Here is an 18,310-nt window from a genome sequence, read left to right on the forward strand (position 1 = left end):
ATGTTTCGAAAATTAAAAATAGAATTGATTCTAATTAATTTAGTACTAACAGGCTTGGTTTTAATAATCATATTTTCAGGTATATATGTATTAATGGAAAGAAGTTTTGAGCGTTCCTCATATATGCATATGATTAAAACATCACAGATGGAAGATATTCCTCCACCTCATCAATATCCAGACAAAGAATTGATATCCTCGGAAAATTTTTTTATTAAGACAAGCAAATCTGGTAAAATCAAAGAAACTTCTACCAATTTTGCACTATCTGAAGAGGTATCTTATAACATAATAAAAAATGTTTTTGATAATAAAAATCCAAGAGGTACAATTATCTATGAAAATTTCAATTTGAGGTATCTTAAAGTTCCAAAACAATATGGATTTATCATAGTTTTTCAAGATAAATCCTTTGACAGTAAAGTATTAAGGCAATTAATTATTATATCTGTACTAGTATGTATAGCAAGTCTTATACTGGTATTTATAATAAGTTTATTTCTGGCTAATACATCTTTAAGACCTATTATAAGTGCATGGGAAAAACAACAATCTTTTGTTGCAGATGCTTCCCATGAACTTCGTACTCCCCTAGCAGTTATAACTACCAATCTGGACATAGTTTTAGATAATGAAGATGAAACTGTAAAAACTCAAAGTAAATGGCTTGGAAATATCAAACTGGAAACAACTAGAATGACTAAACTTATAGAAGAACTTCTTTTTCTGGCAAGATCAGATTCACATAACACTGCATTATCTAGTTCCACCTTTAATTTAAGTAATGCTGTTACTGAATCAATAATACCTTTTGAGGCACTTTATATAAAACACAAAATAGCTATTGTATATAACATACAACAAGAGGTAATTTTTTCAGGAAATGAAGGACGTATCAAACAACTTGTAGCTATTCTCATGGATAATGCTATAAAACATACTCAGGAAAAAGGTTCTATAGAAGTAAAGATGTATACCGTAAAAAATAAAATTGAACTTACTGTATCCGATACAGGAGAAGGTATTCCAGGAGAACACCTAGATAAAATTTTTGAAAGATTTTATAAGATTGATAAATCCCGTTCAAACAGAAATGGTAATTTTGGTTTAGGTCTGTCTATAGCAAAATCTATAGTTAATGAACATAGAGGAAATATAACTGTATCGAGTACTTTAGGCAAAGGTTCTACATTTAAAGTTATACTTCCTCTCAATTAAGTTTTTATTCTTATGGTGTTATTAATTCATAATTATAACACCATATTTATCCGAACGCTGGAATTGACTAATACTCCCATTTTCTTCAAAATGGGAGATAAGCACTGCTATACACCTGGATAGGTTCTTCCCCTAAAGGATAACGTATTCTAAGTGCTAAAGACACTAAGAATACTGTTAATAAGGTTCAGATGAAGAAAAGTATTTCTCATAAGCAAGCTTCACCTGAACCTAAGAATCACTTGATTTCAATTTAGAAAGTAATTTTAAAGCTGCATTGGACATAACTTCAACTCCATATAGCAATGCCAATTCATCTATATCATATTTAGGATGATGTTGAGGATAAACAATCCCTTTTTTAGGATTCCCTATACCTATAAAAATAAAACATCCTGGTACTTTTTGCAAGTAATAAGAGAAATCTTCACTACTCATACACGGCTTTACTTCATGAGCTCCTTCTCCCATTATTTCTTTTCCCGCCTCAAGTACAATATCTGTAATTTTAGAATCATTGTTAAGCACATAGGTACATGAACTTCTTTCAAGCCTGCAGTGCGCTCCTGCCATATCACATATGTGTTCTACAATTTTTTTAATATGCAGAAGTACTTCTTTTCGCACATCTTCATCAAGGGATCTAATGGTTCCTTTTAATATAGCTTTTCCTGATATAGCATTATAAATATGTCCCGACTGGAATACCCCCACTGATACTACAGCCTGTTTCATAGGATCTACATCTCTTCCTACAATTGTATTTAAGGCAACAACTATTTGAGAAGCTGTTAATATTGAATCTATAGTTTGATGGGGCATAGAAGCATGCCCTGCTTTTCCCTCAATAACTATTACAAATTCATCACTGGCAGCCATTACAGGTCCCTTTGATATTCCTACGGTTCCAATTCCAAGGGGCTGCCATAGATGAGCTCCTATAATGGCCTCCACACCTTCTAAGCCTCCATCCGCTATAATGGCTGCGGCTCCTGAACCATCGGCGACCTCTTCTTCACTAGGCTGAAATATAAATCTTAAAGTACCTTCAATTCTATGGCGAATATCATACAAAACTTTTATAACACCTATGAGCATAGCAGTGTGTCCATCATGACCACAAGCATGACATACACCTTTATTTTTAGATTTATAATCTTTGTTAATTTCATCATCTATAGCTAAAGCATCCATATCCGCACGAATTGCCACTATTTTTCCAGGCTTTTCACCCTTTAGTTCCGCAATAACACCAGTTCCAGCTGCCTTTCTAATATTTAAATCCAAACCATTCAATACCTCAATTATTTTCTTTTGAGTGTTAAACTCCTTCTTGCTAACTTCAGGATATGTGTGAAAATATCTTCTTAATTTTACTACCTCAGAATAGTATCTATTGGCCAGATGCTTTATTTCTTCAACTTCGCACAACTGTTCCATAGCATAAACCCTCCCCATTTTACATTATCTTTTGATTTTATCTATTTATACTCTGAAAATACTTCCAGTGCATTATCACTTATATCTTTCTTTTTTACATAAGTCATAGCTCTAAAAGTATCCAGTGATGTTATAACTTCTATGTTCCTCTCTACAGCCAATCTCCTTATATGAAATCCATCTCGCGTAGAATCATTTCCCTTGGTAGGTGTATTTATTACTAAATCCACTTCTTCATTTTTTATAACATCTATTATATTTGGACTCTCCTCTTTCATTTTTCTAATCTTTTTTACTTCAATTCCATTATCACGTAAGAGTTTTGCTGTATTTTCCGTAGCTATAAATTTAATACCTAGTTTATGTATTTCTCTTGCTATAGGCAAAAACTCCTGTTTATCATGATCTCCTATAGTTGCAAGTATTACTCCATTTTTCATATTAAAAACCATATCTGCAGCCAAAAGTCCTTTATAAAGTGCACCTTCAAGGTTACTAGATACTCCTAAAACCTCCCCTGTGGATCTCATTTCAGGTCCCAAGGAAACTTCTACATTAGGAAGTTTTTCTGTAGAAAACACTGGAACCTTTACTGCTACTATATTAGGTTCTCTGCATATTCCAATTCCATATCCAATATCTTTTAATTTTTCCCCCAGCATTACCCTGGTAGCAATATCAACTATAGGTACATTACTTACCTTGCTTATATAAGGAACAGTCCTTGAAGCCCTAGGATTTACTTCTATAACATAAAGATTGCTTTCATATTCTATAAACTGAATATTTATCATACCTTTTATTCCTATACCTAAGGATAATTTCACAGTATACTCTAAAACTTTTTCTCTTATATCATCATTTACGTTTTGAGCAGGATACATAGTTATGCTATCTCCAGAGTGTACACCTGCCCTCTCTAAATGTTCCATGATTCCAGGTATAAGTACATCCTCACCGTCACATATGGCATCTACTTCTATTTCCCTGCCCATTAAATATTTATCTATTAATATAGGATTTTTCTTATCTTTATTAAAAGCCACAGAAAGATAATATGCAAGTTCTTTTTCCGTGTAAGTTATTTCCATGCCTTGTCCTCCAAGTACATAAGAAGGTCTTACAAGCACAGGAAATCCCAGCTTTCTTCCTTCTTCAAGTCCCTCGTCTATAGTCCATACTCCTTTTCCTTTAGGTCTTTTAATGTTTAATTTTTCAAGAAGATCATCAAATTTTTCCCGATCTTCTGCCATATCTATCTGGTCCGCAGTGGTACCTAATGTAACTATATTTTTTTCTTTTAAGAATTCTGCCAGTTTTATAGCAGTTTCTCCCCCAAATTGCAATATAACACCGTAGGGCTTTTCCTTATCCAATATACTTAGAACATCTTCTTCCGTTATAGGTTCAAAATACAGTTTATCTGAAATATCAAAATCTGTGCTTACAGTTTCCGGGTTATTATTTATTATTATAGTCTCTATACCGAGCTTTCTAAGTATTTTTATGCAGTGTACGGAAGCATAATCAAATTCTATACCCTGTCCTATTCTGATAGGCCCCGATCCTATCACTATAACTTTTTTATTGTTTGAAACTTCCACCTCATCATATTCTTCGTAGGTAGAATAATAATAAGGAGAAAGTGCTTCAAATTCCCCTGCACAGGTATCTACCATTTTATAAGAGGGATTTATATTCCATATTTTTCTGAGTCTATAAACCTCATCTGGTGAAACCTTAAGCATGTCTGCTATTCCCTTATCAGAGAATCCTTTTTTCTTCAGCAGGACAAACCATTCTTTATTAATATCACTTATACTGCTGTTTTTCAATTTTTCCTCTTCATCTATAATCCCTTTAAATTTATTTATAAAAAATTTATCTATACCGGTGATTTCAGATAATTTTTCAATTTTGTACTTTCGCCTTAATAGTTCTGACAGGGCAAATATTCTTTCGTCATCTGGATATGCTATTCTATTTTTGAGTTCGTCCATACTTAAATCTTTAAACTTTTTGTAATCTAAAGAATAAGTTCCTATTTCAAGAGATCTTATTCCCTTTAAAAATGCAGCTTCAAAATTACTTCCTATGGCCATTATTTCCCCTGTAGCCATCATTTTGGTTCCAAGTTCCCTTTCAGCTCCTTGAAATTTATCAAAAGGCCATTTAGGAATTTTTATTACCACATAATCCAGAGAAGGCTCAAAACAAGCATAGGTTTTCTGGGTAACTGCATTTTTTATTTCATCCAAACCATAACCAAGAGCTATTTTAGCTGCCACTTTTGCAATAGGATATCCTGTGGCTTTTGATGCAAGAGCTGATGAACGGCTAACCCTAGGATTTATCTCTATAACTACATATTCAAAGGAATGCGGATTCAAGGCCAGCTGAACATTACATCCACCTTCTATTTCAACTTCATTTATTATGTCAATAGATGCAGTTCTAAGCATTTGATATTCTTTATCTGATAAAGTCTGACTTGGTGCTACAACTATACTGTCCCCTGTATGAATCCCCACAGGATCTATATTTTCCATATTACATACTGTTATGCAATTCCCAAAACTATCTCTCATAACTTCATATTCTATTTCTTTCCACCCTTTTATGCTCTTTTCAAGTAATACCTGGCCTATTGAACTAAGTTCTAATCCAGATTCCAGTATGCTTTTAAGCTCCTCTTCATTGTCTGCTATTCCCCCTCCTGTACCTCCAAGGGTATAGGCAGGTCTTACTATAACAGGATAACCTATTTTTTCTGCAAATCTTATGCCACTTTCCATATCTGTAACTATATCACTTTCTACAACTGGTTGATTTATTTTATTCATGGTATCTCTAAAAAGTTCTCTATCCTCACCTTTTTTTATAGACTTTATAGAAGTACCTATTATTTTTACATTATATTTTTCAAGTATTTTATTATCGTATAATTCAACAGTAAGATTTAGTGCTGTCTGCCCGCCCATTCCTGCTAAAAGGCTATCCGGTCTTTCCTTTTTTATAACTTTTTCTATGAACTCTACTGTAAGCGGTTCTATATAGACTTTATCTGCCACTTCCCTATCTGTCATTATAGTGGCAGGATTACTATTTACAAGTACAACTTCCACTCCTTCCTCCCGTAGTGATTCACAGGCCTGAGTTCCTGAATAATCAAATTCTGCTGCCTGTCCTATTATTATAGGTCCTGAACCTATTACCAAAACTTTTTTAATATTTTTATTTAAAGGCATATAATCTTGCTCCCTTCTTTTCAATTCACAATGTACAATTTATAGTTTTTAAAGTGAATATTTACTAAATTCATCAAATATATAGTTATTATCCGAAGGTCCTGGACATGCTTCTGGATGAAACTGTATTGAAAATATAGGTAACTTTTTATGCCTCATCCCCTCAATAGTTCCATCATTTAAGCTTATATGAGTTACTTCCATCTCGTCAGGTAATTTATCCACATAATAACCATGATTTTGAGAAGTTATGTGCACTTTGCCACTGCCTAAATCCCTTACAGGATGGTTACAGCCCCTGTGACCAAATTTAAGCTTTGCCGTACTTCCCCCAAGTGCCAGAGCTAAAAGCTGATGGCCCAAACATATACCTGTAATAGGCTTTTTTCCTATAATTTTTTTTATATTTTCTATTTCCCAATTTAAATCACAAGGATCTCCTGGTCCATTAGACAAAAATATTAAATCAGGATTTTGTTTAAGAATATCTTCTGCCTTATAAGTTGAAGGAAATACCGTTACTTTATAATCTCTATCTAAAAATTCCCCTATTATGCTTTTTTTTATGCCAAAATCCAGTATAGCTACATGCTTTTTACCTTTACCTAATGTATAATTTTTCTTTGTACTTACCCTCTTCACTGCATCCTCATTGGAAAAACACTGTATTGTATCCTTTACTGTAGAAAAATTTACATTTTTCACAGTTATAATTCCTCTCATGGTACCATTTACCCTTAACATCTTTGTTAGTGCCCTTGTATCAATCCCCGAAAGCCCTACGATTTTATTTATCTTAAGATAATCCTCAAGTTCTAATTCAGCTCTAAAATTACTGGAATAATTACAACTTTCTTTTACTATAAAACCTTTTACCTTGGGACTATCAGATTCCACATCTTCTAAATTTACTCCGTAATTTCCTATAAGAGGATAAGTCATAGTAACAATTTGTCCATAATAAGATGGATCAGTAAGTATTTCTTGATATCCTGTCATACCCGTATTAAAAACTACTTCACCTATACTATCATTTAAATAGCCAAAGGCTTCTCCTCGGAATATATGCCCATTTTCTAATATAAGTTTTGCTTTCATAAAATATACCTCCTGTATTTTTACCTGTAAAAATACACTTAACTGAACCTAAATTAATACACAAAAAAGGTAATAGAAAAATCTCACTTGAAAATTATTTTTCTATTACCTACATCTAATTTTTTAATATAAAACATTTCACTTTTTTTAACAAATAATAACACCCATACATTATAGATATATACCCCTTTCTGGCCTCACAGGACCAATTTAAAGTGTATTTTTTACTTGATTCTTACGTTTTATTCTAATTAAAATACATTTCCATGTCAAGTACTTATCAACTTTTTAAAATATAGTTTTTAAAATATATTTTAAAACTATAAATTCACTCTTATATTATTAATATACTAAAAAATTTTTATACTTTTAAGAATAACTGCAAGTTAATTTTCATTATATTATTAATTTATTAAAATTATATCAGAATATTAGCTTGCAAAAAAATATACCTTGATATATTATTAAGACTTAAAAATATTAATTAAATAAATAAAATGACATAAATATATTAATTATAAATTTAATATCAAATAAATATTTACATAATAAATTTCATTTGAAATACGAGAAAACATCTCCAAAATCAAGAAAAATACTAGTATTTTATTAATATATCTAATTACTTGTAAAATGATATTTAAATATTATAAATTTTAAATATAAAATCTATTAATTCAACATGTATTTAAATAATAGTTGTTAAAAAGAAAAAAATATGCTAGTATTTATTTAAAAATGTTCTTAATAATGCATAATAAATACGAAATTTGAATGAATAAAATTTAAGCTGAATAATTTTGAATTAATACTTGCAAAAATTGTTTGGCTAGTAAGGAGAGTACGATGAGTAAACAAGATGCATTAAAAAATGAAAACTTAGAACGTGGTCTGGAAGAACGTCACATCCAATTGATTGCTCTAGGTGGAGCAATTGGAGTAGGATTATTCTTAGGATCAGCTACTGCTATTCAAGCAGCTGGGCCAGCAATTTTATTAGTATATAGTATAGCTGGATTTGCCATGTTTATTATTATGAGAGCTTTAGGTGAACTTGCAACTTCATATCCAGTTTCTGGTTCCTTTAGTGCTTATGCCAATGAATTTATTGGACCTCTAGCAGGATACTTGACTGGATGGACTTATTGGCTTATGTGGGTTGTAACCTGTATGGCTGAAATTACTGCAGTAGGTGTATATGTAAAGTTTTGGATTCCAAATATGCCTCAATGGATACCAGCCTTGGCAGCACTAGTTATTATGACTTGTGTTAATTTAATTGCCGTAAAAGCTTATGGAGAATTTGAATTTTGGTTTGCACTTATTAAAGTAGTTACAATTATTGTAATGATAGGCTTAGGTTTGCTTATGATTATATTTGGCATAGGTAATGGTGGAAAACCTATTGGTATTTCAAACCTATGGTCTCATGGAGGCTTTTGGCCTAAAGGTTTGTGGGGACCAATGCTTTCAATAGTAATGGTTATGTTTGCATATCTTGGCACAGAGCTTATAGGTGTTACAGCCGGTGAAGCAAAAAATCCTGAAAAGACTATACCAGCTGCAATCAACAAGGTGTTTTGGAGAATACTTATATTTTATGTAGGAGCACTTTTCGTAATAATGTGTCTCTATCCCTGGAATAGCCTTGGTACAATAGGAAGCCCTTTTGTACTCACTTTTAATAAACTTGGTATTTCAGCAGCAGCAGGTATTATAAACTTTGTAGTATTAACCGCAGCACTATCTTCCTGCAACAGCGGTATATTTAGCACAGGACGTATGCTTTACAATCTTTCTCTGCAGGGATCAGCACCAAAAGTATTTAGCAAACTTAGTAAATCACATGTTCCAATAACAGGAATTGTAGTTTCAGCATTTTTCCTATTAATAGGAGTTGCCCTTAACTATCTTGTCCCTGGTAAGGTATTTACTTATGTTACTAGTGTTGCAACATTTGGAGCAATCTGGGTATGGGGAATAATTTTAGTGGCTCAAATTAAATTTAGAAAAAGGCTTAGTCCTGAAGAAGTAAAAAAATTGCATTTTCCTGTATTTGGTTACCCATATTTGAACTGGATTACTTTAGCATTTTTAGCCTTTGTAGTTATAATGATGTTTTTTAATAAAGATACACTAATTGCCCTTATAGTTGCACCTATTTGGTTTGCTATCTTAATAGTTTGCTACTATGTGTTTGGTGTTACCAAAGTAAAATCTGTAAAAAATACTTCCTCAGTTGAAATTATGGGTAAATAAAAAAACTGACATGGCTACATATTGCAGAAACTGCAAAATAGACAAGCAGTTTCTGCTTAATAGAAACTTTTATATTATTTCCTATCAATGTTTTTATTTTCTATTCTATTTACATCAAATCATCCTAGGCTTAGTTAGAGTTTGCACATAAATAATACTTTTCATTTAAACCTTAGAGGAACCAAATTTAAAATATATAACTTTCCTCTTAATATCTTTAAAATTAAAAATAATTCTTACCTTTTACTATTTTTTTAAATAAATTATTTTTTTATCTTCCAAAACTACTGATTACTGCAAAATAATCAAAAAATTTCATAGTAGATAATTTAGAATAATTTTGTTGAATATGTAACTAAATGATCATATAATAAATATTGTTAATATACGAACAGTATCTATACAAACAATATATGAGGAGGGATAAGAGTGAAATACTCTATTTTATCTTGTCTAGTTGCAGCAATACTTTTAAGTGGTTGTAGTTCTGTTACTAGTACAAGCACCATTACCAATAAAATTGTTAAACAAAGTACCAGTACCCAATTTTTAATGGGTGGTAAAATTGCGACAAATGAAGAAGCAGATGTAACTGCAAAGGTGTCAGCAAAAGTTTCCGAAATATCAGTAGATTTAGGTTCAAAGGTAAATGAAGGAGATATTATTATTAAGTTAGACACAACAGACCTACAAGGTCAGGTTGACCAGGCAGAAGCTGCCCTCAATACTGCAAAAGCTAACTTAACAAATGCACAAAATAGTACACGCCCTGAACAAATAGCACAAGCACAAGCTACCCTAGACAGTGCATCCCAATCCTATGAAACAGTTAAAAAGAATTATAATCGCGTGCAAGCTTTGCTTAATGAAGGAGCAGCAACTCAACAAGAACTAGATACAGCTAATCAACAGTTGTCTGCAGCTGAGGCACAATACAAAACTGCCCAGGAACAACTTATTATGTTAAATAATGGCCCTACCAAATCTTCTATAGATGTTTATCAGGCTCAAGTAACTCAAGCTGAAGTAGCCTTAAAAACTGCTCAGACATCACTTAATAATGCTATTATTACTGCACCTATTTCAGGGATAGTAAATACAAGAAATATCAATGTAGGAGACGTAGCCTCTGCAGATAAAGTACTTGTTTCTATAACTAATGTCAGCAATCTGTATGTAAATGCCTATGCACCAGCAGATATAATAAGTAAAATTTCTGAAGGACAAAATGTAATTATTAAAGTATCCGAAGTACCTGACAAAAAATTCCATGGTAAGATAGCTGTTATAAATTCCACCTTAAATTCCCAGAGTAGAGACATTCTGGTGAAAGTAACTTTAACAGACAAAGATCCAAATCTAAAACCTGGAATGTTTGCAGAAATTGGTCTGGATAAATAAATCAAGAAAGAGGGTACCTTAATTATGAAAGAAAAACGGAAAATATTGATTATAGGAATATTAATAGTAATTGTAGCAGCACTTGGTAGTATTGGATGCTACTATTGGTATCAAAATACCTATTACGTTTCCACTGACGATGCAACAGTAAGTGCAGATTTAGTTAATGTAACTCCACAAATTAGTGGAAAATTATTAGAACTTAATGTAGAAGAAGGAGATACTGTTATAAAAAATCAAATACTGGCACGCCAGGAAATGGTTAATCTTCCTGATTCAAGTGTAGATGAATCTTTAATAAGATCTCCTATTGACGGTATAGTCATTAAAAAGCAGGGAACCATCGGTGAAATTTGGTCATCGGGTCAAACCTTGGCTACATTAATAGATCCAGATAAGCTTTACATAACTGCTAATATCGAGGAAACAAAACTGGGCAAAGTAAGAATTGGACAATCTGTTACCATTACCATAGACCAATATGGCTCAAAGAAATTTACAGGGAAAGTAAAGTCTGTAGGGGAAGCATCACAATCTGCCTTATCTATACTACCTTCCTCAACTAGTGGTACATTTACAAAAGTAGTTCAAAGAATACCTGTAAAAATCTCCATTAATAAATTTAATAATAAAATACTTCCAGGCACCAATGCTGTTGTGAAAGTCCATGTTAAGTAATGAGGTGATACATAATGGAAGAAAATAATCATGATTCTCTATACAGCTGGCTGGCATTAATTGTAGTTGTAATTGGTACATTTATGTCTATACTAGATAGTAGTATAGTTAATATTGCAATTCCCAAGATGATGGCTGTTTTTGGAGTATCAATGGATGATTCAAAATGGATACTTACAGCATATACCCTGGCACTGGGAGCAATTATACCTCTTACTGGATATCTTCAAGATGTTTTTGGCTCTAAAAAAATATATATGTTTGCACTGGCAGTGTTTACTTTAGGCTCTATGTTGTGTGGATTTGCCTGGAACAACACATCAATGATATGTTTCCGTATTATTCAGGCCATTGGTGGAGGCATGATAATGCCTGTTGGGATGGCCATGATATATGAAATATTCCCAAGAGAAAAAATAGGCCTGGCCCTTGGCATCTGGGGAATAGCCGCTATGGCAGCCCCTTCCATAGGACCAACACTAGGTGGATATATTATTGAAAAAATGGATTGGAGACTTATTTTTAATATAAATGTACCTATAGGCATAATAGGTGTATTATTGGCTGCCATTTTATTAAAAGATTCAAAAAGAAAACAATTGAAATCCTTTGATATAATAGGGTTCTTATCTTCTACAATAGGTGTAGTCAGTCTACTATATGTACTAGGTGAATGGACCTCCATTGATTGGGGAGAAGTAAAATATCCTATACTTTTGACTCTGGGATGTTTAAGCATTGTATTATTTGTAGTAAATGAACTTACTCATCCGGATCCACTGCTTGATTTGCGGGTTTTTAAACTATTTGATTTTAGTGCAAGTCAAATTATAACTTGCATTTTAACACTGGCATTAATGGGGGGAGTATATGTATTGCCTCTATTTTTACAAAATATAAGAGGTTATACTGCTATGGAAACAGGCATAATTATGCTGCCAGCCGCCCTAGTCACGGGACTTTTAATGCCCATAAGCGGTAATTTATTTGACAGAGTTGGTGTAAAACCACTTGTAATACCTGGTATAATAATATTAGGACTAAGTTCCTATCATATTTCAACTTTAATAAACATGAATTCCAGTAGAGAAATGATAACTCTTGTTTTATGCTTGAGAGCAGTTGGAATAGGGCTGGCTATGATGCCAATTAATACTGTTGGAATGAATGCAGTGCCAAAAAATTTAATTGGAAGGGCATCCGCTCTTTCCAATACTATACGTCAAATATCAGGTTCACTCAGCGTAACTATAATGTCGACAATAATACAGAGTAAAACCAATTATAATTACTTGAAACTATCTGAACAAATAAATGTTTATAATGCAACTTCTAATAATACTATAAGCACATTAACACAAGCCTATATGTATGAGGGAGAATCTTTAAAAACAGCTAAGTCTTCTGCAATATCCACATTAGCAAAAATGCTTCAAGGTCAAGCTACAATAGATGCCATGGCCTATTCCCTGGCCATAATTTCTATTGTATTAGTTTTAGCTATAATTTTAACTTTAATGATGAGAAACAAAAAAATACCTAAAAAACAAAATAAGGAAGGTGAGCAGAACCATAATGAAGGAAGAACCGTCATGTTGGAATGATGAATTAATAACCAAACAATCTGATGAAATAATTAATCTTTTTAAAACTATCCATAGAACTTTTAGGTGCAAATTTAAAAAGATAGCACAACAATATGGATTCACAGCCCCTCAGCTTACTGTTATATTTCATTTATATAAAACACCGGATATAACTCTTAATGAATTAAGTGACCGTCTAATGCTCACTAAAAGCACAGTTTCAGGTATAGTGAACCGATTGGTCAGCCAGGGTGTAGTAATAAGAGAAATACCTGAAAACAACAGAAGAATCGTAAAACTCTCTGTTTCTGAGGATTTTAAAAGAAATAATGATATAGTCAGAATGAAAGAACATTTTATTACCTACTGCATATCTAATACTATAAAGAATATAGATCCAACCAGCGTAGAAAAAATTATTCATGCATTAGAAAGTTTTATTTTATTATTAAATGAAGAGAATTGTAATTAATCTACATTATCTAACTTTTTATATAACTGGGAATTAAATTTTCCAGTTATATTTTTATTTTTAAATATTTAATTATAAGTGCCAAAAAAATTTAATCTTCATATAATTTAGTAAACCTTTATTACGAAAATAATACTCAGTTAAAATTTACCTATGACAAATATATTGACAATAATAACGGAAAACCATATAATAGTTGCAATAAACCCCTCATTATAATAAATTAAATACTTAAATTATTAAAGTATAAATTTATCTAATTGCAATTATATAAAAATAACTATTTTTATTCTACTTTAAATCAACTCTTTGAAAATCTAATAATATATACTCCTTTTTAACATAACAACTACGTAAAGGATGATTTGAACATATTTACTTAATTAATTTGAATTGTACAGTTATCTATTATCATAATCATACATAATAAATATTCATCATGCGTAGTATGTAATAGATAAAGTAAAAAGGAGAGGAGAATATGAACTTTAAAGATATAATTGAAAAAGATAGAGAGCTAAGAAAAAAACATGAATTTGAAGGCACTTTTTTAGAATATCTACAAATCGTGAAGGATAATCCTCAAATAGTAAAATTAGCTCATAAGAGAATGTATGATATTATAATAGATAAAAAATACGAGGTATTAAACCCTGAAGAAAACCCTAAAATTAAAAAATTGCATGGAAATGAACCTATAAGAAGATATAACTTTTTTAAAAATGATTTTTTTGGTATTGATAAAGTGATAATGAAATTGGTTAATTACTTCCATTCAGCTGCAATGAAAGGAGAAGAATCAAGACAAGTACTCTACCTAGTAGGACCTGTAGGTGCTGGAAAATCTTCTTTAGTTGAATCCATAAAAAAAGCCCTTGAAACATCAGAACCAATATATGCACTTAAAGGTTGTCCTATGAGAGAAGAACCTCTTCATTTAATACCCAATCATTTAAAACATGATTTTGAAAAAATTTTGAATGTTGAAATCGAGGGAGATCTATGCCCTATTTGTAAATACAGACTTAAACATGACTATAATGGGCAATATGAAAAATTTCCTGTAATAACTACTGATTTTTCTATTCGTTCCAGAAAAGGAATCGGCGTAGTACCTCCTGTGGATCCTAATAATCAGGATACTTCTGTACTCACAGGTTCTATTGATATATCAAAGATGGACATTTACCCTGAAGATGACCCTAGAATATTTTCTCTTAATGGTGCATTCAACGTAGGAAATCGAGGATTGGTAGAATTTATAGAGGTATTCAAAAATGACGTTGAATATCTTCACACTATAATTACAGCTACCCAGGAAAAATCTGTTCCATCTCCTGGAAAAGGATCAATGATTTATTTTGACGGAATTATTTTAGCACATTCTAATGAATCAGAATGGAATAAATTTAAATCGGATCATACCAATGAAGCAATTCTTGACAGAATAGTAAAAATAGAAGTTCCATATTGTATGGAATTAAACGAAGAAGTTAAAATATATAAAAAAATACTTGGTAAAAGTCAATTTAACGCCCATATAGCACCACATACTATGGAAATTGCAGCAATGTTTGCCATTTTATCCAGGCTTTCGCCTTCGAACAAGGTGGATCCTATGACAAAATTAAAAATTTATAATGGAGAAGATATAGTAGAAAAGGGAAGTACTAAAAAAATTGATTTTTCAGAATTAAAGGAAGAAGCTGGCATGCGAGAAGGTATGACAGGAATATCCACAAGATTCATTATAAAAGCTTTAGATCAGGCACTTTCTAATTCAGAATATAATTGTATAAATCCCCTAAGTGTAATGGAAAGTTTAATAAAATCAGTTAAGGATTTAGATATTGCAGAAGACGACAAAAAGAAATATCTAACATTTTTAAAAGATACCATAAGAAAAGAATATAATAAACTGCTTGAAAAGGAAGTGACTAGAGCCTTTATACACAGTTTTAAAGAACAGGCAGAAAGTCTTTTTGATAATTATCTGGATCATGCCGAAGCTTATGTAAATAAAAATAAAATCAAAGATCATTCCACTGGAGAAGAACTTGAGCCTGACGAAACCTTTATGAGATCTATAGAACAGCATATAGGAGTTTCTGAAAGCTCCTCCAAAGGTTTTAGAACAGATGTCACCTCATATATGTTCTACATTATAAGAAATGGGGGTAAAATTGAATATACTTCCTATGAACCACTTAAAGAGGCTATTGAAAAAAAGCTTACGGCATCAGTAAAAGAATTATCTAGAATTATAACTAAATCCAGAGTTAGAGATAAAGACCAAGATGTAAAATACAATTCCATGGTAGAAGAACTAAAGGCAACAGGTTACTGCGATCACTGCTGCGATGTTATCTTAAAATATGCTGCCAACAATTTGTGGAAGGATTGATCTTATGGCTATTTTCAGAGAATTTGATGTTAATGATCATCATGACAGATCTTTAGAAGATAGAAGACGCCATAGACAATTGGTAGAAAAATCTATTAAAGATAATTTGGCGGACATAATATCTGAAGAAAGCATCATAGGTCAAAGTAAAAACAAAAAAGTTAAAATTCCCATAAAAGGTATAAAAGAATACCAATTTATATATGGAGACAATAATTCCGGAGTAGGCAGCGGAGATGGCTCCCAAAAAAAAGGGGATAGAATTGGAAAAGCCATAAAAGACAGAGATGGAAAGGGTAATCAAGGTGCAGGTAATCAAGAAGGAGAAGATATGTATGAAATAGAAGTTACCATAGAAGATGTTTTAGATTACCTGATGGAAGATCTGGAGCTTCCTCTAATGGATAAAAAGAAATTTTCACAGATTCTCTCTGAAAATTCTCCTAAAAAATCCGGTTATCAGAGAAGAGGAATAAACCCAAGACTTGCTAAAAAAAGAACCATGGTAGAAAAATTAAAAAGACAGCAGGGTACTAAAAGAGCTTTACGTGAAATTCATGGGGAATTGGAGTCTGAGCCTAAAAATAAACTGCCAGAAGATACAACTATAAAATCCAGATTTCCATTTAAACAAGATGATTTAAGATATTTCAGAGTAAAAAGGAAACCAAAACTAGAACTAAACGCTGCAATTATTTGCGTAATGGATACATCAGGTTCTATGGATAGTACTAGAAAATTTTTAGCTAGATCTTTTTTCTTTGTCTTATATAGATTTATAAAAATGAAATACAATAATGTAGAAGTAAAATTTATTTCTCATTCTACTTCTGCTAAAGTAGTTACAGAGAATGAATTTTTTCATAAGGTAGAATCTGGTGGAACTTATATATCCAGCGGCTTAAAAAAAGCTTTAGAAGTAATTGAAGAAAATTATAACCCTGCTTACTGGAATGTCTATACTTTTTATGTTAGTGATGGAGATAATTGGAGTGAAGATAATAGTCTGGCATTAAAATGTGCTAAGGACCTATGTAAAGTATGCAATCTTTTTAGCTACGCTGAAATTATTCCAAGCCCTTATGGAAGCAGCATAAAACACATTTTTCAGAATAAAATTACTGATAATAATTTTACCGTAGTGACTATTCATGAAAAACAAGACTTATGGAAATCCCTGAAAAAAATACTGAGTAAAGAATTGGAAGAGAGGTGATTTCCGTGGAATATACAAATAAGGACTTAGAAACCTGGGGGCATATCATAGAGTCCAAAGCTGAAGAATCAGGCCTTGACTTTTACCCTCAGGAATTTGAAATCATAAGTTATAAGGATATGATTGCCTATGAAGCTTATGTGGGCATGCCCTCTAGGTATCCCCATTGGAGCTTTGGAAAGGCCTACGACAGATCAGAATCACTATATAAATATAATCTTACAGGTCTTCCTTATGAAATGGTGATAAATTCAAATCCTTGCCTTGCCTATTTGATGAAAGACAATACACTGCTTCTACAAATTCTTACTATGGCCCATGTATATGGTCATAATGATTTTTTTAAGAATAATAGACTATTTAAAGAAGGTACTAATGCATCCTATGCTATCGAAATGTTTAAAAACCACGCAGATATGATAAGAGAATATGTAAATGATCCTAGCATTGGATATGAAGAAGTAGAAAAAATTTTAGATACCGCCCATGCCATAAGATTTCAAACAGTGAGAACTGTTGGAATTAAAAAAACAGAAGAAGAATGTAAAGATGATATTATTGCATTTATAATAAATCACGGTACTTTAGAAGAATGGCAAAAAAATGTTTTAAATGTGGTTAGAAATGAAACCTTATACTTTATACCTCAGATTGAAACAAAAATTATGAATGAAGGCTGGGCAAGCTACTGGCATTACAAAATTTTAAATCAACTTAATCTCACAAGTTCCCTTTATGTAGAATTTATAAAAAGGCATAATGACGTCATAGCACCTACTATGGGAAGTGTAAATCCTTATTATGTTGGTTTTAAAATGTTTGAAGATCTAGAAAAAAAATATGGACTGGATAAGATATTTGAAGTACGGATGTTGGAACGGGATGAGTCCTTTATAAGAAGATACCTCACCGAAGAACTATGCTATGAATTAAACTTATTTGAATATGGCAAAAGAGGAGATGACTATGTAGTAAGAGAGATTCCAGATGGAGACGGCTGGCTTAAAATTAGAAATACCCTTTGCAATCTATGCGGTATGAATTTAATCCCTAATATTGTTGTTGACAGCATATCAAAAAAAGATACTGCCCTTGTTTTAAATCATATTTATGAAGGAAGGGAATTAAATTCAAGTTATATGGAAGCCACTTTAAAATACCTTTATGAACTTTGGGGATATCCAGTTAAATTAAATACAAAGTTGAAAGATGAAAGTGTACAGGTTTGCTGTAGTGAAAATAAAAAAATTTCATATACAACTTTGAGATAATTTTAAAAAAGTCTTTAAT

Annotated in this window: 12 protein-coding genes; 9 read left to right on the top strand and 3 right to left on the bottom strand. The window is 31.9% G+C overall.

Annotated features, from left to right (window positions below):
• Positions 1 to 1,218 carry a sensor histidine kinase gene (locus AB3K27_RS18030; protein ID WP_368488733.1) on the top strand — a complete coding sequence of 406 codons (1,218 nt, stop codon included), beginning with the start codon at positions 1 to 3 and terminating at the stop codon, positions 1,216 to 1,218.
• A gap of 231 nt (positions 1,219 to 1,449) precedes the next feature.
• On the opposite strand, the gene AB3K27_RS18035 is transcribed toward AB3K27_RS18030, so the two are convergent.
• The 3 genes from AB3K27_RS18035 to AB3K27_RS18045 are packed head-to-tail and all read right to left on the bottom strand — an operon-like array spanning position 1,450 to position 7,004.
• Positions 1,450 to 2,658: a M20 family metallopeptidase gene (locus tag AB3K27_RS18035; protein ID WP_368488734.1), complete on the bottom strand. Its 1,209-nt coding sequence runs from the start codon at positions 2,656 to 2,658 to the stop codon at positions 1,450 to 1,452.
• Positions 2,659 to 2,699: 41 nt separating this feature from the next.
• Positions 2,700 to 5,906 (bottom strand): carbamoyl-phosphate synthase large subunit, encoded by a 3,207-nt coding sequence (carB, locus tag AB3K27_RS18040; protein WP_368488735.1) that lies wholly within the window; start codon positions 5,904 to 5,906, stop codon positions 2,700 to 2,702.
• Between the two features lie 48 nt (positions 5,907 to 5,954).
• The gene (locus tag AB3K27_RS18045) at positions 5,955 to 7,004 is read right to left on the bottom strand and encodes a carbamoyl phosphate synthase small subunit (protein WP_368488736.1); all 1,050 of its coding nucleotides are present in this window, start codon (positions 7,002 to 7,004) and stop codon (positions 5,955 to 5,957) included.
• Positions 7,005 to 7,850: 846 nt separating this feature from the next.
• Between AB3K27_RS18045 and AB3K27_RS18050 the strand changes: the two genes are divergently transcribed.
• From AB3K27_RS18050 to AB3K27_RS18085, 8 genes are all read left to right on the top strand, one after another.
• Positions 7,851 to 9,263 (top strand): amino acid permease, encoded by a 1,413-nt coding sequence (locus AB3K27_RS18050; protein ID WP_368488737.1) that lies wholly within the window; start codon positions 7,851 to 7,853, stop codon positions 9,261 to 9,263.
• Positions 9,264 to 9,692: 429 nt separating this feature from the next.
• Positions 9,693 to 10,664: an HlyD family secretion protein gene (locus tag AB3K27_RS18055; protein WP_368488738.1), complete on the top strand. Its 972-nt coding sequence runs from the start codon at positions 9,693 to 9,695 to the stop codon at positions 10,662 to 10,664.
• A gap of 24 nt (positions 10,665 to 10,688) precedes the next feature.
• Positions 10,689 to 11,342, top strand: coding sequence for an HlyD family efflux transporter periplasmic adaptor subunit (locus AB3K27_RS18060; RefSeq protein WP_368488739.1), 654 nt, complete (start codon positions 10,689 to 10,691; stop codon positions 11,340 to 11,342).
• A gap of 14 nt (positions 11,343 to 11,356) precedes the next feature.
• Positions 11,357 to 12,946 (top strand): DHA2 family efflux MFS transporter permease subunit, encoded by a 1,590-nt coding sequence (locus tag AB3K27_RS18065; protein WP_368488740.1) that lies wholly within the window; start codon positions 11,357 to 11,359, stop codon positions 12,944 to 12,946.
• Positions 12,918 to 13,400: a MarR family winged helix-turn-helix transcriptional regulator gene (locus AB3K27_RS18070; RefSeq protein ID WP_368488741.1), complete on the top strand. Its 483-nt coding sequence runs from the start codon at positions 12,918 to 12,920 to the stop codon at positions 13,398 to 13,400. The genes AB3K27_RS18065 and AB3K27_RS18070 overlap by 29 nt, the downstream gene beginning before the upstream one ends.
• Before the next feature lie 481 nt (positions 13,401 to 13,881).
• Entirely contained in the window at positions 13,882 to 15,804 is a 1,923-nt protein-coding gene (locus tag AB3K27_RS18075) for a serine protein kinase (RefSeq protein WP_368488742.1), read from the top strand.
• A gap of 4 nt (positions 15,805 to 15,808) precedes the next feature.
• Positions 15,809 to 17,020 (top strand): sporulation protein YhbH, encoded by a 1,212-nt coding sequence (gene yhbH, locus AB3K27_RS18080; protein ID WP_368488743.1) that lies wholly within the window; start codon positions 15,809 to 15,811, stop codon positions 17,018 to 17,020.
• Between the two features lie 5 nt (positions 17,021 to 17,025).
• Positions 17,026 to 18,291 (top strand): SpoVR family protein, encoded by a 1,266-nt coding sequence (locus tag AB3K27_RS18085; RefSeq protein WP_368488744.1) that lies wholly within the window; start codon positions 17,026 to 17,028, stop codon positions 18,289 to 18,291.
• The last annotated feature ends 19 nt before the right edge of the window (positions 18,292 to 18,310 follow it).

The organism is Clostridium sp. BJN0013 (assembly GCF_040939125.1).
GTDB lineage: Bacteria > Bacillota > Clostridia > Clostridiales > Clostridiaceae > Clostridium_B.

Coding starts and splice junctions, on each gene's coding strand:
- carB (WP_368488735.1), bottom strand. CDS start 5,906: ATGCCTTTAAATAAAAATATTAAAAAAGTTTTGGTAATAGGTTCAGGA.
- AB3K27_RS18060 (WP_368488739.1), top strand. CDS start 10,689: ATGAAAGAAAAACGGAAAATATTGATTATAGGAATATTAATAGTAATT.
- AB3K27_RS18070 (WP_368488741.1), top strand. CDS start 12,918: ATGAAGGAAGAACCGTCATGTTGGAATGATGAATTAATAACCAAACAA.
- AB3K27_RS18030 (WP_368488733.1), top strand. CDS start 1: ATGTTTCGAAAATTAAAAATAGAATTGATTCTAATTAATTTAGTACTA.
- yhbH (WP_368488743.1), top strand. CDS start 15,809: ATGGCTATTTTCAGAGAATTTGATGTTAATGATCATCATGACAGATCT.
- AB3K27_RS18065 (WP_368488740.1), top strand. CDS start 11,357: ATGGAAGAAAATAATCATGATTCTCTATACAGCTGGCTGGCATTAATT.
- AB3K27_RS18050 (WP_368488737.1), top strand. CDS start 7,851: ATGAGTAAACAAGATGCATTAAAAAATGAAAACTTAGAACGTGGTCTG.
- AB3K27_RS18035 (WP_368488734.1), bottom strand. CDS start 2,658: ATGGAACAGTTGTGCGAAGTTGAAGAAATAAAGCATCTGGCCAATAGA.
- AB3K27_RS18075 (WP_368488742.1), top strand. CDS start 13,882: ATGAACTTTAAAGATATAATTGAAAAAGATAGAGAGCTAAGAAAAAAA.
- AB3K27_RS18045 (WP_368488736.1), bottom strand. CDS start 7,004: ATGAAAGCAAAACTTATATTAGAAAATGGGCATATATTCCGAGGAGAA.